Below are 18,650 nucleotides of genomic sequence, written 5' to 3'. Positions count from 1 at the left end.
GCGTCGGTTGGGCCGGGGGCGGCCGGGCCGGGAGCCCGGGTCTTGGAGCCACGCACGCCGGCGGCGGCCCATCACCGACTCTGACCAGCCCCGCACCGGCCGGCCGCAACCACAGGCGCAACGCACGCCGCCGACAGCCGACCCGCTCGGGAAGGCTCCGCTGCGGGACGTGTCATGGCGTGGACCTGGTGATTGTGACTCTTGTGGCGCCGCCCGTTCTGGTGGGGCCTTCCGTGTGGATTTGTACGCCGGTGCGGGGGACCTTTACGCCTGTTGTGGGGGAGGCTGCGGACCAGTATGTGGCTGTGTCGGTGAAGGTTGGGGTGCCTGGGCGGGATGGGAAGGTGCCCAGTCGGCCGAGGGTGATTGCGGAGGTTTGTTCGGATTCTGCGGTCAGGGCCGCGTCGGCGGTTTGGAAGCGGGTGGGCAGGGGTTTGCCGGTGGGGTCGCGGAGGGGGTCCGGGTGGATGTCGATCGGGAGGATCAGGCCTTCGCCCGGGTGGCGGGAGACGTCGTTGTCGGTGAACGCGGTGTCCCACAGCCAGATCAGGACGCCCTCGCCGTAGGGGAAGTGGGTGGCCACACGTTTGCCGGCGGTGAGTTGGTAGGGGCCGTCGACCAGGGCGGTGTCGGCGCCCACGTATTGGCGGTTTTCGACGATGTACCAGCGTTTTGCGCCGTTGGGGCGTGGGGGGAGCGGGATCAGCAGGGCCTGTGGGTCGCCCGTGGACTGGTTGGGGGCCAGTTGCACCACGGTTTTTTGGGTCGGGTCGACGACTCGGACGTCCAGCCAGCCGAGTTGGAGCTTGTCCCACGCGGACAGGGCGCCCGGCAGGGAGCCCGCGCCGTCCTCGTCGCCGAGGTAGGCGCCGAGGGCCATCAGTGACCAGAAGCCGGGTGGGCCGTCGGTGGAGTCGCCCTGGTCGTACAGGTCCGGCAGGCCCAGATTGTGGCCGAACTCGTGTGCGATCACGCCCAGTCCGCCGTTCTCCGGCTGCATCGTGTAGTCGCCCACCCACATCCCCGAGTCCCCGATCGGCACCCCGCCCGCCCGGTTGTCGGCCGGGCCGGTGCGGCCCACCTGGTCGGCCTCGGCGTACCAGCGGTGCGACCAGATCGCGCCGTGGCCCTGTTCGCCACCGCCCTGGGCCTTGTCCACGCCGGCGTGCACGATCTCCACGTTGTCCAGGTAGCCGTCGGGCTCGTCGAAGTTGCCGTCGCCGTCGAAGTCGTCCCGGTCCCACCGGTCGAACGAGGCGAGCCGCTCGCGGATCTGCGCGGCGCTCAGCCCCTCCGCGGCCCGCCCGTCGTACCAGACCTTCAGCGCGTCGCGCACCAGCGCCCAGACGTCCCGGCACACGTTCCTGCCGCACGCGTCGTTGCCGTAGCGCGCCTCGTTGTACGGCACCCGCACCCAGTCGGCGACCTCGCCGTCGATCGAGTAGCGCCCCGCCGACTGCCGCAGGTAGTACGACGCCAGGGACGGCGCGACCGTGCCCGGGCCGAAGAAAAGGTCCTGGTAGTGGTCGCGTTCGTAAGCCGGCCGCCACATCGTGGTGGTGTCCTGGGCCCGGTCCGGCGCGGGGATCGTGTTGTGCCGGGGGCCGGGGCGCGAGCCGTAGCGCTGTCCGTTCGGGCCGTCGAGACGATCGCCGAACTCGACCAGGATCACGAACACCCGCGACTCGGCGGGCGGTCGGGTCTCGGCGCTGCCCGCCTCCCCCGCCGGCACGGTGCGCGAGGTCAGCCCCGGGTCCTCGGTCATCGCCCGCACCGCCGCGTCGCGACGCTGTCGGCGGCGCTCGCTGAAAGGGTGCGACAGGTCGTGGTCGCGTTCGGCGAAGGCCCCGGAGTCGGCTCCCGCGACCGGGTCGTCGGGTCTCGGCGCCGCGGAGGTGGGCACCGCGGCGAGGATCGGCAGCGCGCACAGCACGGTGACGAGGGCGGGAGTGACGCGCCTGGGAATCACGAGGACGCTCCGGGGCTCGGGTGGTCCGAGATCGAGGATCACCACCCCGACCGGTCGCGGAAGGGTGCCCGGCGTCGGGACCGATAAATCCCGATCGCAATCGAATGCTTACATTGCGCGTCGCGCGCAGTAGCGTGAAACAGGGGGGCGTGCACAAAGGGGTGCAGGGGAGGTGGTGCGTCGTGGCAAGAGGAGATTTCTTCCGACTCGGCTACGGCGTATTCGTCACGATCGTCTTGACGGTCTCACTACTCGCGGCATGGGAACCGCGCACCGTGGCGGGGGCTGCCGTCGCCATGGGCATCGGGGTCGCGCTCGGCACGACGACGGCAGTACTCGGGATCCGCGCACGGCATCACTCGGCTCGGATCACGCCCCGCGGATGACCGTGGTGTGCGCGGCCTTGTCGTGCAGGCACTGGTGCCAGGGCTGATCCCAGAACTGCCACAGGACGTTGACCAGCCAGAACAGCGTGCCCAGACACGGCACGATGACCGGAAGGGTGTACACGCCGGCGCGGGTCCACGCGATCGACCCCGCGATGGGCCCGCCGTCGGCCACCCGAACCACCCGGATGCCCATCACCCGCTTGCCGAGGGTGCGGCCGAACCTGTCGAGTTGGAAGCCGTCGTAGAGGAAGTAGAGCAGCGAGAAGATCAGCCCCGACGCGAACTGCGCGCCGAACGACACGTCGTCGTAGTCGTAGTCGCTGCCGACGATCGGCCAGGAGATCAGGCCGGCGACCACGCCGACGATCAGGCTGTCGATGATCCGCGCGACCAGTCGGCGCAGCGGTCCGCCGAGCGTCGGCCCGCCGCCGTATCCGCCGCCGCCCGTGCCTGCGCCCGCGCCGTAGGTCGGCTCCTGGCCGTACGGGCCGCCCTGACCGTAGGGGTACTGACCCGTGGGGTCCTGGCCGTACGGCGGCTGCTCGGACGGATCCCGCCCGTAGGGCGGCTGTTGCCCGGTCGGGTCCTGCCCGTACGAAGGCTGGTTTCCGGCCGGCGGTTGTTGTCCGTACGGATTCCCGCGCGTCGGGTCGTTGCCGGACGGGTCGGAAGATGGCGGGGGCGGTGGGCTTCCTGTCATAAAACTGAGTAAAGCGGACAAAAGCCGACGCGAGTGTGACGCCTTGGGCCAACCCTGGCGTGTCGCGTCTGTACGGGTGACGGGGGCGGGCGAGTCGGGTGAGTGGGCACATCGGGCCGACCCGCCCGGCCCCCCGCCCGACCCCCGCCCGCCAGGTCAGTCCCGGGCGACGAACGTGCGGGCCGCCTTGTCGTGCAGCCCCTGGCGCCACGGGCGGTCGAACAGCCCCCACAGCGCGCCGAGCACGCCGACCACGAATACGCCCGGGACGTACAGGACCAGCCAGCGCCGTACCGACTGCCACAGCGTGGGGGTGTCGTGGCTGTCCAGGTCGGCCACCCGCAGGCCGAACAGGGTCTTGCCCAGCGAGCGGCCCCACTTCCAGGTGGGCAGCGCCTCGTACAGCAGCGCCGCCGCGAGCACCGTGCCGAGCACGATCGCGAGCGTGGTGCCGGTGGTGCCGTCGAGCAGCCACACCGTGGTGTCGCGACCCTCGTACCGGGCTCGGTCGATCTTGTCCCGGATGTGGTCGACCGCGTCCGGCACGATCGGGATGGCCACCGCGATGCCGGCCGCGAGCGGCACCAGCGCGTCGGCGATCCGGGCGAGCAGGCGCCGGCCCAGGTGCGCCGGCCGCCGCTCGTTGCTGCCGAACAGATCGGCCTGTACCGGCCGCCACGGCCCCGCCTCCCCACCGGCGCGCGGCGGCGGCACGGCCTCCCCCGGCGGCGTCGCCCCCCTCGCCCCACCGGTCGGTGCGGTCGGCCCCGTCGGCCCCGAACGCGGCACACCCGCCCCGCCCGGTCCCGGCTCGGCGCTCGGCGGCGCGTACATCCCGGTCGACGACATGTCGTACGGCGCGCCCGTGCTGGTGGACAACACCTCGCCGCGGATCACCCGGCCGCCCTGCCCGATCGCCTCCGGCGCGTTGGCCCGGATCGCGGAGCCACCGGCCGCGCCACCGCCCGCGCCGCCCGCCCCGCCCGCGTCGGCGGTCGAGCCGTCGGCGGGCCGGCCGGGTTCCTCGGCCGGCCGGCTGCTGTCCGGCACCCAGGCACCGCCGTCCCAGTAACGGATGTGGCCGGTGATCTCCGGGTCCGGGTACCAACCCGGTGCGGGCGCAGAGGACATGCGCGGGATTTTGCCGTACCCGAGGGGGGACGGGTACGCCCCGGGTCACATCCGGGCACGCCGGCCCCGTCGAGCCGGTTCGCCCGGGCCCTGGGCTGATGGCAGCATGGGACCCATGAGTGTCGCACCCATCGAGGTCGAGAAGCATCAGCCCGACGAGGATGTCCGGGCCGAGACCCCGTGGGTGTGCATCGTCTGGAACGACCCGATCAACCTGATGTCGTACGTCACCTACGTCTTCCAGTCCTACTTCGGCTATCCGAAGCGCAAGGCCGAGAAGCTGATGCACGACGTGCACAACAAGGGTCGGGCCGTGGTGTCGTCGGGGACGCGCGAGGAGATGGAGCGCGACACCACGGCGATGCACGGGTTCGGGCTGTGGGCGACCATCCAGCACGACAAGTGACGCCCGCGCGGTTCGCACGACCCGGCCGGGCCCTCGGGCGCCCGCCGCACCCTCTCCTCGCCCATATTCTCCGGGAGTTGCACAGCCTGTGAACGGCCTCTTCATGCGCGGACGCTCGGGACGGCCCGAGATCGTCCTGGAAGACATGCACGTGCGAGTGCTGGCCGATCTGTGCGGTCAACTGGTCGAGATGGTCTCGCCCGACGACGAGGCGGTCGATCCGCTGGCCGCCGAACTGGGCCTGACCGGACTCGGCTCGACCGAGGTGCCGGCCACTCCGGACGATCCGGCGCTGGCCCGTCTGTTGCCGGACGCCTACGCCGACGACGTGGAGGCGGCGGCCGAGTTCCGCCGGTACACCGAGACCGACCTGCGGCTGCGCAAGCGGGACAACGCGCGGATCGTGCTCGCCGACCTGGCCGAACTGGTCGACCTGACCGAACCGGCCGAGGACGACGAGGTGATGAGCGGCCGCGAGCACCGGGTGGTGCTGGACGCGGCGGGTGTGCAGGCCTGGCTCGGCACCCTCAACGACCTGCGCCTGGTGATCGGTACACGACTGGAAGTCACCGAGGACATGGAGGAGTTCGAGGCCAAGCTGGCCGACGACGACCCGCGCCGGTGGTTGTTCGCGGTGTTCCACTGGCTGGGCGGCCTCCAGGACTCGCTGCTCGGAGCGTTGTAGGCCCGCACCGGGCGCACGCACGGTGAACCGGCCATTCAGCCAAAAGGACACACCGGAACAATCGGAATACCGGTTTCCGCTCCCCATCGTTGGTAATACGGCCTCCGTACCGACGAACGGGAGCGATCATGACGGAGACCGAATCCGGATCGACCGCCTCGGCGGCCGGGCCCGGTGCGGACGCCGAGGGCTACGAGCGGGGGCTGAACGGCCGGCAGATCCAGATGATTGCCATCGGCGGGGCGATCGGCACCGGGCTGTTCCTCGGTGCGGGCGGGGCGATCGAGAAGGCCGGGCCGTCCTTGATCGCCGCCTACGCGGTGGCCGGCGTAATGATCTTCTTCGTCATGCGCGCGCTGGGCGAGCTGTTGATGTACCGCCCGGTGGCGGGCAGTTTCGCGGAATACGCGCGGGAGTTCTTCGGTCCGTTCGCCGGGTTCGTCACCGGGTGGACGTACTGGATCATGTGGGTGGTCACCGGGATGGCGGAGATCACCGCCGCGGGTGTCTACGTGCAGTACTGGTGGCCGGCGGTGCCGCAGTGGGTGACCGCGCTCGTGGTGCTGCTCGTGTTGTTCGCGGCCAACCTGATCTCGGTCAAACTGTTCGGCGAGTTCGAGTTCTGGTTCTCGATGATCAAGGTGACCGCGATCATCGGGATGATCCTGGTCGGCATCGGGGTGCTGATCTTCGGCTTCGGCGAGGCCGGCGACCAGGCGTCCGTCTCGCACATGTGGTCCGACGGCGGGTTCGCGCCCAACGGTGTCGGACAGACCCTGCTGGTGCTCCAGATCGTGATGTTCGCGTTCCTGGGCGTCGAACTGGTCGGGGTGACCGCGGGCGAGGCGCAGAACCCGGAGAAGGTGCTGCCGCGCGCGATCAACACCATCCCGTTCCGGATCGGGCTGTTCTACATCGGCGCCCTGGTGATCATCCTCTCGCTGGCGCCGTGGACCGACTTCCACGCCAAGGAGAGCCCGTTCGTACTGGTCTTCGACCGGGTGGGCATCCCCGCCGCGGCGGCGATCATCAACTTCGTGGTGCTCACCGCGGCGCTGTCCTCGTGCAACTCGGGGCTGTACTCGACCGGTCGCATGTTGCGCACGCTCGCGGTGGAGGGGCAGGCGCCGCCGCGGGTGAGCGGGCTCAGCTCGCACCGGGTGCCGGCCATGGCGATCACCGTCTCGGCGACCGTGATGGGCCTGGGGGTGCTGGTCAACGCGCTGGTCCCGGACCGGGCGTTCATGTACATCACCTCGGTGGCCACCGTCGGCGCGCTGTGGACGTGGGGCATGGTCGTCGGCTGCCAGATGCGCTACCGGCGCGCGGTGGACCGGGGACGGCTGGCCGGGCACGGCTTCCGGATGCCGGGCGCGCCGTACACGGGCTGGGCGGTGCTGGCGTTCCTGGCGATGGTGGTGGTCCTGCTCGGCTTCTCGGCGGACACCCGGATCGCGCTGTACGTGGTGCCGATCTGGGTGGTGTTCCTGGTGGTGGCGTACATCCCGGTGCGGCGCGGACACGGGGCACGGGCCTGAGCGCGGGGGCGGAGCCGGCGCCGGTCGCGCGGGCACACGGGTCGCACGAGTGCTCAGTACGCTCGGGGCATGCTCACCATCACCGCAGCCCTGCGCGATCGCATCGTCGCCCACGCCCGTGCCGACCACCCCGACGAGGCGTGTGGCGTCGTCGCCGGGCCCGAGGGCAGCGACCGCCCCGAGCGGTTCATCCCGATGCTCAACGCCGCGCGCTCGCCCACGTTCTACGAGTTCGACTCGGCCGACCTGTTCAAGCTCTACCGGGAGATGGACGACCGGGACGAGGAGCCGGTGATCGTCTACCACTCGCACACCGCGACCGAGGCGTACCCGTCGCGCACGGACGTGTCGTACGCGTCCGAGCCGAACGCGCACTACGTGCTCGTGTCCACGCGCGAGGAGGACACCTACGAGTTCCGGTCGTACCGGATCGTCGACGGCGTGATCACCGAGGAGGAGGTCAACGTGGTGGACGCCTACTGACCGGGGAACGGCGGGGGCGTCCCCACTCTCGTCCCGCCGCCGTCTCACCCGTCGATATGGGATGTTCCGGCATGCGAGATCACATCGGAGCGCCCCGGGGGAATGGCTAGCATGACCATATGCGTTATGCGGGCGTGAATACGACGGAAGCGGTGCCGGGCGGAGCCCCGGGTGCCTTCCTTGTCGCACGCCTGCACGTCGACCTGTGCCGACTCTCCAGCGCCCTCTGTCGCGCTGCGCGCGTGGGCTGATCCCGAGGTCGGATCGGCCCACCAGGCACCCAGGCAGCAGGCACGTCCCGCAGCACCGGCGCATATGAACGACCCCCCGCCCCACCGCCTCCGATGGAGCGTCGGGGGTGCGGCCCGCGTCCGGACTGCGTTCTCTCCGTTCGCGTCACAACCAGAGGAGCGCATCCATGGCCATCGAGGTCCGCATCCCGACCATCCTCCGTACCTACACCGACGGCGCGAAGGCCGTGCCCGGCAGCGGCGCCACGCTCGCCGACCTGCTGGTCGACCTGGAGGTCCGGCACCCGGGCGTGCGCGCCCGACTCGTCGAGGAGAACGGCGAACTGCGCCGCTTCGTCAACGTCTACCTCAACGACGAGGACGTGCGCTTCACCGGCGGCCTGACCACCAAGCTGGACGACGGCGACACCGTGACGATTCTTCCGGCGGTCGCCGGCGGCTCGATCTGATGCGTTACGAATCGTTGCTCGACTCGGTCGGCCGGACCCCGCTGGTCGGCCTGCCGACGTTGTCGCCGTCGCCGACCGTGCGGGTGTGGGCCAAGCTGGAGGACCGCAACCCGACCGGTTCGATCAAGGACCGCCCGGCCCTGCACATGATCGAGGCGGCCGAGCGGGACGGGCTGCTCACGCCGGGGTGCACGATCCTGGAGCCGACCTCGGGCAACACCGGCATCGCGCTGGCGATGGCGGCCAAGCTCAAGGGCTACGAGATCGTCTGCGTGATGCCGGAGAACACCTCCGAGGAGCGCCGCGAGCTGCTGCGCATGTGGGGCGCGCGGATCATCGCCTCACCTGCGGCGGGCGGGTCGAACACCGCGGTGCGGGTGGCCAAGGAGCTGGCGGCCGAGCATCCCGACTGGGTGATGTTGTACCAGTACGGGAACCCGGCCAACCCGGACGCGCACTACGCGACGACCGGCCCCGAACTGCTGGAGGACCTGCCGACGATCACCCACTTCGTGGCGGGTCTGGGTACCACCGGCACGCTGATGGGCGTCGGGCGCTACCTGCGCGAGAAGGTCCCGGGCGTGACGATCGTGGCGGCCGAGCCGCGCTACGACGACGTGGTGTACGGGCTGCGCAACCTCGACGAGGGATTCGTGCCGGAGCTGTACGACGGCGACGTGCTGACCACGCGCTACTCGGTGGGCTCCGCCGAGGCGGTCGGGCGCACTCGCGAACTGCTGGAGAAGGAAGGCATCTTCGCGGGCATCTCGACCGGCGCGGTGCTGCACGCCGCGCTGGGCATCGCGCGCAAGGCGGTCAAGGCGGGGGAGTCCGCCGACATCGCGTTCGTGATCGCGGACGGCGGGTGGAAGTACCTGTCGACCGGGATCTACACGGCCGAGTCGACCGAGGCCGCGGTGGAAGGGCTGCACGGGCAACTCTGGGCCTGAGGTTCCTGTTCGCTCTTTGTTCTTGTTCTCTGTTCTCGTATCGAGGCCGCTTCCCGCCTCCCGGTTCGCGCCGGGGGTGTGGAGGCGGCCTCGACGCGTTGGGGGGCGTGGGTGTTCAGGCGGCGGTGAGCAGCGCTTCGGCCAGGGTGCGTACGGCGGCGGCGACCCGTTCGCCCTCGCCCTGTTCGAGCAGGCGCAACACCGATCGGCTCTGCAAACCGGCGAGCAGGAGGTGGGCCTGCGTCTCGGCGTCGAGGTCGGGGCGGCGGGCGGCGAGCAGGTCGGCGATGTGTCCGTGCCAGAACCCATAGACCGGGTGTGCGGTGCGCGGGTCCTCGGCGGGGTCGGCGGCCGGTTTCGGGGTGGTGCTCGCGGCGTGGCCGAGCGCGGCCATCAGGCCCTTGTTGCGGGCGACCACGTCGACGATGGCGTCGAGGAAGGCGAGCAGGCGCTCCCCGGGCGGGGCGCCGGGGCCGAGCGGCGGCGGACCGGTGGTGACCGCCTCGGTCAGGGCGAGTGCGCGCTCCGCCATCAGGGCCTCCATCAGGCCCATCCGGGTGCCGAAGCGGTGGAACACCGTGCCCTTCCCGACGCCCGCCGCCGCGGCGACCTGCTCCATCGAGATCTGCTCCGGGCGGTGCCGGGCCAGCAGCTCCTCGGTGGCGCGCAGGATCGCGCGCCGGTTGCGGGCCGCGTCGGCACGTTCCGGGCGGTCGGTGGGGGTTTCGGGCATCGCGTTCCTCATCACTGGTCGAGGCTGGTGATCCATGGACAACTTGACCGGCGGTCCAGTACATTCAGAGTCAACTTGACCGGCGGTCCATTTTGGTGCCGGGTCGAGTATCCACCATGTTCTCCTGCCGCCCGGAGGGTCCAATGCGACGAGTCCGCTATCACGAGTACGGCGATCCGGAAGTCCTCACCGTGGAGGAGGCCGACGTGCCGACGCCCGGACCGGGACAGGTGCTGATCCGGAGCGAGGCGATCGGTGCCAACTTCGTCGACACCCGGTTCCGCCGCGGGCCCGCCGCCGGTCCGCTGTTCGGGCGGCCGTTGCCCGGGGTGCTCACCGGTGACGTGGTGGGCCGGGTCGAAGCGCTCGGCCCGGGGGTGGGCGGGCCGCCGGTCGGCGCGCGGGTGGCCGCGTTGGCGGAGGACGCGTTCGCCGACTTCGTGCTCGCCGACGCCGAGTGGGCGGTGGCGGTGCCCGACGGGCTCGACGCCGGCGCGGCGAGCGCGCTGCCGCTGGCCGCGCCGGTGGCGTTGCGGGCGGTGCGGACCGGGCGACTGGCCCCGGGCGAGACGGTGTTGGTGCACGCCGCCGCCGGGGGGATCGGCCACCTCGTCGTGCAACTGGCCAAATTGCTCGGCGCCGGTACGGTCGTCGCCGCCGTCGGGTCGGCCGCCAAGTTCGACTTCGTCCGGGCGTACGGCGCCGACTTCGCCGTCGACTACGGCGCCGCCGACTGGCCGGAGCGGGTGCGGGAGGTCGTGCCCGGTGGCGTGGACGTCGTGCTGGACTCGGTGGGCGGGGACATCCTGCGCCGCGGCTTCGACGTGGTGGCGCCGTTCGGTCGGGTCGTGGCCTACGGCGCGGCGAGCGGCGACGTGTCCGGCATCGCGCTCACCGACCTGTTCGCCCTCCGGTCCGTGGCCGGCTTCTCCCTCCTGGCCTGGCGCGCCGCCGCCCCCGAACGGGCCCGCGAGGAAGTGGCCGAACTCGCCGAACACCTGGCGTCGGGCCGGCTGCGCGTGGCGGTCCACACGACCCTCCCGCTGACCGAGGCGGTACAGGCCCACCGACTGCTGGAAGAACGCGCCCAACTCGGGCGGATCCTGCTCGTCCCCTGACGCTGCCGAAGCGGACGGTCGTCGGCTTTCCCGCCGTCCGCCGGTGCTCGGGTGGGGCGGGCGGTATGACGTCGGTTACTCCGGGGGCGTTGTGTGGGGGCGCGTGGGGGGTCTCTGCGTACTCTCGGGGGGTGGTGTTCGTATCCAGCGGCGCGCCGAGCGGGATCGTCGATCCCGGGGTCGGTGGCCCTCCCGTGGCCCGGACCGGGTTCGAGCGGTCGCCGCATGTGGCCGGTCGGCCGCTGCGGGACGTGCTCGGGGTCGCCGGCGTCGACGTGTTCGGAGCGCTCGCGTGAAACTTACCGTCGTCGGGTGTTCCGGCAGCTTTCCCGGACCGGACAGCCCCTGCTCGTGCTACCTCCTGGAGGCCGACGGGGTGCGGATCCTGGTCGATCTCGGCAACGGCGCGCTCGGCGCCCTCCAGCGCCATGCCACGCTCGGCTCGATCGACGCCGTACTGCTCAGCCACCTGCACGCCGACCACTGCCTCGACCTCGCCTGCTACTTCGTGGCCCGCAAGTACTGCCCGGCGGGGGAGTTGCCCCGGCTGGCGGTCTACGGGCCGGCCGATACGCACGAGCGGATCGCGCGCGCCTACGACGTCGAGGGCGCGATCGACAACGGGCGCATGGCCGAGGTGTTCGACTTCCGCACGGTGGTCACCGGCACCTTCGACGTGGGCCCCTTCCGGATCACCGCCGACCGCATGCCGCACCCCGTCGAGTCCTACGCGTTCCGGATCGAGGCGGGCGGGCGATCGCTGGTCTACTCCGGCGACACCGGGGTCAGCGACGACCTGGTGCGCATCTCGCGCGGCGCCGACCTGCTGCTGTGCGAGGCGTCGTTCGAGCACGGCCGAGAAGACCTGCCGCACGTGCACCTGAACGGCCGGCAGGCCGGCGAGCATGCCGAACGGGCGGGTGTGGGGCGGCTGTTGCTCACCCACATCCCGCCGTGGACCAGTCGCGAGCGCAATCTCGACGACGCCCGCAAGACCTTCAGCGGCGCCGTCGACCTGGCCCTGCCGGATGCCTCGCACACGGTCTGAACCCGGCGCCGGGCGGTCCGGACCGGCACCTGCCACGGCTTAGGCTGGAGGCATGTCACGAGTAGACGGCCGTACCCCCGAGCAGCTCCGCCCCATCGGCTTCCAGCGCAAGTGGCTCGACCACGCCGAGGGCTCGGTCCTCGTCGAGTTCGGCCGTACCCGCGTCCTGGTCGCCGCCAGCGTCACCGAGGGTGTGCCGCGCTGGCGCAAGGGCAGCGGCGAGGGCTGGGTGACCGCCGAATACTCGATGTTGCCGCGCGCCACCCACACCCGCGGCGACCGCGAGTCGGTCAAGGGCCGGATCGGCGGGCGTACCCACGAGATCTCGCGGCTGATCGGCCGCTCGCTGCGTGCGGTGATCGACACCAAGGCGCTCGGCGAGACCACCATCCACCTGGACTGCGACGTGCTCCAGGCGGACGGCGGCACCCGGACCGCGGCGATCACCGGGGCCTATGTCGCGCTCGCCGACGCGGTGGCCTGGGCGCGCGAGCACAAGCTCACCCGCAAGGGCGCCAACCCGCTGATCGGGTCGGTGGCGGCGGTCAGCGTCGGGATCATCGACGGGGTGCCGATGCTCGACCTCCCGTACGAGGAGGACGTGCGGGCCGAGACCGACATGAACATCGTCTGCACGGGGGACGGGCGCTTCGTCGAGGTGCAGGGCACCGCGGAGAAGGAGCCTTTCGATCGGGCGCTGCTCAACAATCTGCTGGACCTGGGCGCCCGAGGCTGCGCGGAACTGACGGGGCTTCAGCAGCGCGCCCTGGAGGGCTGAGCGACCGAGCGGCGGAGCCCCCGGGGCCGCGGGGCCCAGACCTCGGGTCCCGGGGCCTGCGGGGAGGCAATGGCGGTGCCCTGAGAGGGTGTTCCCGGCATACCGTGGCAAACGGTGGTCACGCGCCGGTTGCGAGTGTCACGTACACGCAACCGACACGCACCGGGTGTGCGACCGTCGGCCCGGCGCGGCCCCGGACACCAGTACGGTCATGGCACCTGGTCATCCCGATCAGCGGCAGCCACGACCGGGCCCGACGGCCCGTCTCTGACGAGGAGCACCATGTTCCGCGCCACGTACCGTCCGCGCCGGGTCCTGCGCGTTACGATCGCCGCCACCGCCATGGCGGGCGCGTTGTTCGCCACCGCCGCGTGCAGCGAGGCGCAGAAGGCGATCTCGTGTGCCGAACTGGCCATGAACCTCACCAACGATGTCTCCGATCTCGGCAAGGTGCTGAACGACCCGCCCGCCGCCCGCAAGGCGCTCGACAACCTCCAGAAGACCTTGAACGACAAGACCAAGGACCTGGACTCCGACGACGCGAAGAACGCCGCGAACGGCCTGGGCGACGTGATCACCCAGCTCAGCACGAAGGCAGCCAACGGCGGCAACCTCAGCGCGAGCGACGTGCAGCCGCTGATCAACGGCGCGAAGAACCTGACCACGATCTGCGTCAAGTAGCTCGCGCCGCGGCGCGCTCGCGATCGTCCGCGCCGAGGCGCAGGATGGAAGTGGTGACCTCCGAAGGAGATGATCCACCATGCTCGCTGTGCGATCGATCAACGAAGCCGACGAGAGCCGCGACATACCGCACGGTCACCTGGACGTGGTCAGTCTGGAAGGTGTCGATTTCGGCGTTGCCCGATTCGAGCCGGGCTGGCGATGGTCGCAGGACGTCGGGCCCATCGCCGGGACCGACACTTGCCAGTTCCACCACAACGGTTACGTCGCCCAGGGACACATGCACATCCGCATGGACGACGGTGAGGAGAAGGACCTGACGGCGGGCGACGTCTTCGTCTGCGACCCCGGCCACGACGCGTGGGTCGTCGGCGACGAGGCCGCGCTGGTCTTCGACTTCGCCGGCAATATCCACGACTACGCCAAGTAGTCGCGCTCACCGACGAAGCGGCGATCCGGGCGCCCGCGCCCGGACGGGGTGACGCGCACGCCCGGTTCGGCCGGTGGCGAGCGGCGACCCTAGGCTTTGCGCCATGAGCCGTCTCGTACTCGCCACGCGCAATGCCAACAAGGTCGTCGAACTCCGGCAGGTCCTCGCGGACGTCGGACTCGACGTCGAACTCGTCGGGATGGACGCCTACCCCGACGTGCCCGACGTGCCCGAGACGGGGCTCACCTTCGCGGCCAACGCGCTGCTCAAGGCGCACGCCATCGCGCGGGCCACCGGGCTCCCGGCGATCGCCGACGACTCGGGCCTGTGCGTGGCCGCGCTCAACGGGATGCCCGGGATCTTCTCCGCCCGCTGGGCCGGTACGCACGGCGACGACTCGGCCAACCTGCGGCTGCTGCTCGCCCAACTGTCCGACATCGCCGACGAACACCGCGAGGCGTGGTTCGCGTGCGCGGCGGCGCTCGCGCTGCCCGACGGCACCGAGCGGGTGGTCGAGGGCCGGTTCGAGGGCACGCTGACCCGCGAGCCGCGCGGCACCGGCGGCTTCGGCTACGACCCGATCCTTCGGGTGGCCGGCGACACCCGCACCGCCGCCGAGTTGACCGCCGCCGAGAAGAACGCGATCAGCCACCGGGGCAAGGCGTTTCGCGCACTGGCCCCGATCGTGGCCGAGCTGATCGGCTGACCACCGCACCCGGCTGCCCGTGCCCGCATCCGCCCGTCCCTGCCGGGATTCGGCAAGGTTGGTAGCGTCTTCGTGCCGGATTTCCGGCAGCGAAGCGGGGCTACGGGGTACGGGGGAAAAAGGCGTGAAGAGCGACGACGGGATATCCGCCGAGTTCCTGCACGACTGGGCCGAACTGCTCGGCGAGATCTCGACCACGGGGCGGTTGTTGCGGCGCGCCGAGTTGGACGTGCTGGCCGACCTCGGCGAGCGGGCGGCGGAGGCCGGACACCACTGGCGCGCGCTGGTCGACCTGTACCTGCGCGAGACCCGCCGGGTGTGGACCACGCTGCCGGGCATCGCCCGCGCGGGCAGCGTGGGCGAGGCGGCCCGGGCGGGCGAGGCGGTGCTGACCGCGTCGGAGGCGGCGATCACCGCGCTGGGCGCCGGCCACGAGCGGGCCCAGCGGTTGGCGGTCCGCCAGGAGGAAGCCGCCCGCCGCGAGTTCATCGACGACCTGCTGTACGGCCGCAGCGATCCGGGCCGACTCGCCGAGCGCGCCGAGCGGTTCGGGCTGCGGCTGGCCCGCGCGCACGCGGTCGCGGTGGCGGTGGGCGAGGTGTCGTACGACGAGGCGCACCCGCTGGTCCGCCGGGTCGAGCGCGAGCTGATCGGTCGATTCGGCGAACGCGACGTGCTGCTGACCACCAAGGGCGGCCGACTGGTGTGCATCGCGCCGGACGACGAACGGCCGGTGCTCGCCGCCTTCGCCAAGCACGCGACCTGGTCGGGCGGTGGCCGGGAGAGCGCTGATCGGGTCGCCCTGGGCCGATCGCACTCGGGTGCGGGCGGGGTCGTGCTGTCCTACGAGGAGGCGCTGGGCGCGCTCGACCTGGCCGAGCGGCTGGACCTGCCGGGCCCGGTGCTCGACGCCGCCGATCTGCTGGTCTTCCCGGTACTGCTGCGCGACCGGGCGGCGATGGCCGATCTGGTGCGCACCGCGCTCGGCCCGCTGGTGCACGCGCGCGGCGGCGCGGCCCCGCTCCTGGAGACGATCACGGCCTGCGCGGCGGCGGGCTACGTCAACGCCGAGGCCGCCCGCCGGCTGCGGATCAGCGTACGCACGCTCTCCTATCGGCTGGAGCGGATCCGGACGCTGACCGGATACGACCCGGGCGACGCGTTGCAGCGCTACACCCTGGAGACCGCCGCGCTCGGCGCCCGCGTCCTGGGCTGGCCGGGTACCCCCCTTTGACCGGGCTTTCCCCGGGTCGCGGATCGGACGTCAAGGAGCCATCAACACTGCCGGCTTCCGGCAATGCGCGCGGGTCCGCGACGGTGCCACCATGACGGCGCACGACAGGCCGAGGGGGTGGGACGGTGGGGGATTTCGTGCGGGCGGCACTGGCGTTTCCCGCCGTCCTGTTCAGCTTCGCGCTCGTCGTGGTGGCGGCCTACTGGCTGCTGGTGTTGATCGGCGGTGTCGCCGTGGGCCATGGCGGCCCCGGGGGTGGTCATCATGGCGGGCACTGGGCCCACGGGGGTCATGACGGTCACGGGGGCCATGGGGACCACGGCCCGGGCGACACCGCCGGTGTCCCGGTCACGGTGACGATCTCGTTCGCGATCGCCGTGACCTGGTTCTGCTGCCTGGTCGGTACCGCGCTGACCGAGCGGTGGTGGCTGCGCGCCGCGGCGCTCCCCGCGGCGCTCGGTGCCGGATGGTTGGCCGCGCGCCTCGCGCGGGCCCTGGGCCACCGCTTCCTGAAGCCCGAACGGCCCTCCCTGCGGGCCGACTTCGTCGGTCGTACCTGTCTGATCCGGACCGGTCGGGTGGGCCACGACTTCGGTCAGGCCGAGGTCCGGGCCGAGGACGGCTCGACCGCGCTCCTCCAGGTCCGTACCGACGAGAGTGGGCTGGTCTCCGGCAACACCGCGTTGATCTTCGACTACGACGTCGCCGGCGAGTTCTTCCGGGTCACCCGCTTCGACAGCGCGCTGGACCCGGACCGCGTCACCGGCTGATCCCCTCCGTGTTCCCGGCCGGCCCGAGCCGGTCCACGGGCACGCGCCCGCCCGCCTTCCACTCCGCCCGCCCTCCGCCGCGCGCCTTTGCCCGCGCGGTCACCAACGTCCCGTTCGACCAGGGGATTTCACTGATGGATGCCATCACCGTGGGCATCGGCGTGCTCGTCGCCGTCGTCCTGCTCGTCGTGCTCGTCGTCTTCCTCGCCGTGACCCGGCTCTACCGCAAGGTCTCGCAGGGCCAGGCCCTGATCATCTCCAAGGCCAACACGGTCGACGTCACCTTCACCGGCGCCGTGGTGCTGCCGGTGCTGCATCGGGCCGAGACCATGGACATCTCGGTGAAGACGATCGAGATCCGCCGGACCGGGCGCGAGGGGCTGATCTGTCGGGACAACATCCGGGCGGACATCCACATCTACTTCTTCGTCCGGGTCAACAAGACCGTCGAGGACGTGATCAAGGTGGCCCAGGCGATCGGTGCGGACCGGGCCAGCGACCGGGCGGCGATCCAGGACTTCTTCGCGGCCAAGTTCGCCGAGGCACTCAAGACGGTCGGCAAACAACTCGACTTCGTCGACCTGTACACCAAGCGTGAGGAGTTCCGGGACCGGATCCTCGCGGTGATCGGCACCGACCTCAACGGCTACCACCTCGACGACGCCGCGATCGACTTCCTCGAACAGACCCCGATGAGCCAACTCGACGCCGCGAACATCCTGGACGCCCAGGGCATTCGCAAGATCACCGAGCTGACCACCATCGAGCACGTGCGCACCAACGAGTACCAGCGCACCGAGGAGAAGGAGATGACCCGGCAAAACGTCGAGGCCCGCGAGACGGTGCTCGAACTGGAGCGCCGCCAGGCCGACGCGGAGATCAAGCAGCGCCGCGAGATCGAGATCAGCCGCGCCCGCGAGGAGGCGGAGACCTCCCGGGTGCAGGCCGAGGAGCGGCTGCGCGCGCAGTCGGCGCACATGAAGACCGAGGAAGCGCTCGGGATCCAGAACGAGAACCGGGAGCGCGAGGTCGCCGTCGCGCAGAAGAACCGCGAGCGGGTGATCGCGGTGGAGAACGAGCGGATCGAGAAGGACCGCCTCCTGGAGGTGATCGCCCGCGAGCGGGAGACCCAGCTGCGCCGGATCGCCGGCGACAAGGAGGTCGAGGCGGAGAAGCGGGACATCGCCGAGGTGATCCGCGAGCGGATCGCGGTCGAGCGCACGGTGGCCGCGCAGGAGGAGGAGATCAAGAAGCTGCGGATGGTCGAGGAGGCCGAACGCGAGCGGCAGGCGCAGATCATCCACGCCGAGGCCGAGGCCCAGGGACGGCTGGTCAAGGACATCAAGGCGGCCGAGGCCGCCGAGCAGTCGGCCGGGCACCGCGCGGCCGAGCAGCTCACCATGGCCGAGGCCCGGCGCAAGTCGGCCGAACTGGACACCCAGGCCGCGATCCGCGCCGCCGAGGGCAAGCGGGCCGAGGCCGCCGCGGTGGGCCTGGCCGAGGCCGAGGTGACCGAGCGGATGGCCGAGGCGGTGTCCAAGCGGGGCCATGCCGAGGCCGCGGTGACCCGCGAGAAGGCGCTGGCGAGTGCCGACGGGCTGCGCGAGCGGCTGAAGGGCGAGGCCGAGGGCCTGACCGAGAAGGCCGCCGCGATGGCCGCGCTCGACGAGTCCAGCCGGGTGCACGAGGAGTACCGACTGCGTCTGGAGGCGGAGAAGGAGATCCGGCTCGCCGGCCTGGAGGTGAACCGGCAGATCGCCGAGGCGCAGGCCACCGTGCTGGCCACCGGCCTGGAGAACGCCAAGATCGACATCGTCGGCGGGGACAGCATGTTCTTCGACCGGATCATGGGCGCGATGGCCGCCGGGAAGAGCGTGGACGCCTTCGTCGACCGCTCCGACACCGTGCGCACGATGGCCGCCTCCTGGCTGGACCCGAACGGCTCGACGTTCGTCGACGACCTCGGCGCGCTGGCCGCGGGCCTGGGCTCGGGCGGCGTGCGCGACCTGACCCTCGCGGGCGCGCTCGGCGCGCTGATCGCCGGCGGCGGACCGCAGTCGGCCACCCTCCAGGGCCTGCTGGACGCGGTCCGCGCCGGCGGACTGGGCGAGACCCGGCTCGCCGACCTGACCGCCCCGCCCCGGCTCAACGGCCTGGCCAAGTAGCGGGGACCGCGCGATCACCGTGCCGGACAAGGGAGT

21 protein-coding genes are annotated in these 18,650 nt (G+C 71.5%); 17 read left to right on the top strand and 4 right to left on the bottom strand.

Translation table 11 applies throughout. The features are described from left to right. Nucleotides 1–172 precede the first annotated feature (172 nt). From ACMXN5_RS11640 to ACMXN5_RS11630, 3 genes are all read right to left on the bottom strand, one after another. Nucleotides 173–1,969 (bottom strand): immune inhibitor A domain-containing protein, encoded by a 1,797-nt coding sequence (locus ACMXN5_RS11640; RefSeq protein WP_439675201.1) that lies wholly within the window; start codon nt 1,967–1,969, stop codon nt 173–175. Nucleotides 1,970–2,338: 369 nt separating this feature from the next. Next, nucleotides 2,339–3,058, bottom strand: coding sequence for an RDD family protein (locus ACMXN5_RS11635; RefSeq protein ID WP_439675200.1), 720 nt, complete (start codon nt 3,056–3,058; stop codon nt 2,339–2,341). A gap of 156 nt (nt 3,059–3,214) precedes the next feature. Further along, entirely contained in the window at nt 3,215–4,189 is a 975-nt protein-coding gene (locus ACMXN5_RS11630; RefSeq protein WP_439675199.1) for an RDD family protein, read from the bottom strand. 115 nt (nt 4,190–4,304) lie between these two features. Between ACMXN5_RS11630 and clpS the strand changes: the two genes are divergently transcribed. The 7 genes from clpS (at nt 4,305) to ACMXN5_RS11595 (ending at nt 8,951) form a co-directional block, all read left to right on the top strand. Further along, nucleotides 4,305–4,595, top strand: coding sequence for an ATP-dependent Clp protease adapter ClpS (gene clpS, locus ACMXN5_RS11625; protein ID WP_174861535.1), 291 nt, complete (start codon nt 4,305–4,307; stop codon nt 4,593–4,595). Nucleotides 4,596–4,683: 88 nt separating this feature from the next. After that, nucleotides 4,684–5,280, top strand: a complete 597-nt coding sequence (locus ACMXN5_RS11620) for a DUF2017 domain-containing protein (protein ID WP_439675198.1) — start codon at nt 4,684–4,686, stop codon at nt 5,278–5,280. 128 nt (nt 5,281–5,408) lie between these two features. Next, nucleotides 5,409–6,818, top strand: a complete 1,410-nt coding sequence (locus tag ACMXN5_RS11615; RefSeq protein WP_439675197.1) for an amino acid permease — start codon at nt 5,409–5,411, stop codon at nt 6,816–6,818. A 69-nt stretch (nt 6,819–6,887) separates the two neighbouring features. Then, nucleotides 6,888–7,301 (top strand): Mov34/MPN/PAD-1 family protein, encoded by a 414-nt coding sequence (locus tag ACMXN5_RS11610; protein WP_395789841.1) that lies wholly within the window; start codon nt 6,888–6,890, stop codon nt 7,299–7,301. Between the two features lie 152 nt (nt 7,302–7,453). Continuing rightward, a complete protein-coding gene (locus ACMXN5_RS11605; protein ID WP_360307782.1) occupies nt 7,454–7,552 on the top strand; it encodes a putative leader peptide in 99 nt (32 codons plus the stop codon). A gap of 167 nt (nt 7,553–7,719) precedes the next feature. Further along, entirely contained in the window at nt 7,720–8,001 is a 282-nt protein-coding gene (locus tag ACMXN5_RS11600; RefSeq protein ID WP_078977063.1) for a MoaD/ThiS family protein, read from the top strand. Then, entirely contained in the window at nt 8,001–8,951 is a 951-nt protein-coding gene (locus ACMXN5_RS11595) for a PLP-dependent cysteine synthase family protein (RefSeq protein ID WP_380035772.1), read from the top strand. Before ACMXN5_RS11600 ends, ACMXN5_RS11595 begins: the two co-directional genes overlap by 1 nt. A 115-nt stretch (nt 8,952–9,066) precedes the next feature. On the opposite strand, the gene ACMXN5_RS11590 is transcribed toward ACMXN5_RS11595, so the two are convergent. Further along, nucleotides 9,067–9,684 carry a TetR/AcrR family transcriptional regulator gene (locus ACMXN5_RS11590; protein WP_439675196.1) on the bottom strand — a complete coding sequence of 206 codons (618 nt, stop codon included), beginning with the start codon at nt 9,682–9,684 and terminating at the stop codon, nt 9,067–9,069. 143 nt (nt 9,685–9,827) lie between these two features. Between ACMXN5_RS11590 and ACMXN5_RS11585 the strand changes: the two genes are divergently transcribed. From ACMXN5_RS11585 to ACMXN5_RS11540, 10 genes are all read left to right on the top strand, one after another. Continuing rightward, the gene (locus tag ACMXN5_RS11585) at nt 9,828–10,802 is read left to right on the top strand and encodes a quinone oxidoreductase family protein (protein ID WP_439675195.1); all 975 of its coding nucleotides are present in this window, start codon (nt 9,828–9,830) and stop codon (nt 10,800–10,802) included. Between the two features lie 131 nt (nt 10,803–10,933). Beyond that, entirely contained in the window at nt 10,934–11,098 is a 165-nt protein-coding gene (locus ACMXN5_RS11580) for a hypothetical protein (RefSeq protein ID WP_439675194.1), read from the top strand. Further along, nucleotides 11,095–11,850: an MBL fold metallo-hydrolase gene (locus tag ACMXN5_RS11575; RefSeq protein WP_395789833.1), complete on the top strand. Its 756-nt coding sequence runs from the start codon at nt 11,095–11,097 to the stop codon at nt 11,848–11,850. The genes ACMXN5_RS11580 and ACMXN5_RS11575 overlap by 4 nt, the downstream gene beginning before the upstream one ends. Before the next feature lie 52 nt (nt 11,851–11,902). Continuing rightward, the gene (gene rph / locus ACMXN5_RS11570) at nt 11,903–12,628 is read left to right on the top strand and encodes a ribonuclease PH (RefSeq protein ID WP_395789831.1); all 726 of its coding nucleotides are present in this window, start codon (nt 11,903–11,905) and stop codon (nt 12,626–12,628) included. Between the two features lie 282 nt (nt 12,629–12,910). Further along, the gene (locus ACMXN5_RS11565) at nt 12,911–13,309 is read left to right on the top strand and encodes a hypothetical protein (RefSeq protein WP_380035757.1); all 399 of its coding nucleotides are present in this window, start codon (nt 12,911–12,913) and stop codon (nt 13,307–13,309) included. Nucleotides 13,310–13,388: 79 nt separating this feature from the next. Beyond that, a complete protein-coding gene (locus tag ACMXN5_RS11560) occupies nt 13,389–13,739 on the top strand; it encodes a cupin domain-containing protein (RefSeq protein WP_439675193.1) in 351 nt (116 codons plus the stop codon). A gap of 103 nt (nt 13,740–13,842) precedes the next feature. After that, nucleotides 13,843–14,445 (top strand): RdgB/HAM1 family non-canonical purine NTP pyrophosphatase, encoded by a 603-nt coding sequence (rdgB, locus tag ACMXN5_RS11555; protein WP_395789825.1) that lies wholly within the window; start codon nt 13,843–13,845, stop codon nt 14,443–14,445. 124 nt (nt 14,446–14,569) lie between these two features. Next, nucleotides 14,570–15,679, top strand: coding sequence for a PucR family transcriptional regulator (locus tag ACMXN5_RS11550; RefSeq protein ID WP_439675192.1), 1,110 nt, complete (start codon nt 14,570–14,572; stop codon nt 15,677–15,679). A 125-nt stretch (nt 15,680–15,804) separates the two neighbouring features. Continuing rightward, nucleotides 15,805–16,449, top strand: a complete 645-nt coding sequence (locus tag ACMXN5_RS11545; RefSeq protein ID WP_439675191.1) for a hypothetical protein — start codon at nt 15,805–15,807, stop codon at nt 16,447–16,449. Nucleotides 16,450–16,583: 134 nt separating this feature from the next. Next, nucleotides 16,584–18,614 (top strand): flotillin family protein, encoded by a 2,031-nt coding sequence (locus tag ACMXN5_RS11540; RefSeq protein WP_439675190.1) that lies wholly within the window; start codon nt 16,584–16,586, stop codon nt 18,612–18,614. Nucleotides 18,615–18,650 lie beyond the last annotated feature (36 nt).

Source organism: Embleya australiensis, from assembly GCF_051903075.1.
Taxonomy (GTDB): domain Bacteria; phylum Actinomycetota; class Actinomycetes; order Streptomycetales; family Streptomycetaceae; genus Embleya.
This window is presented reverse-complemented; position numbering and strand designations above follow the sequence as displayed.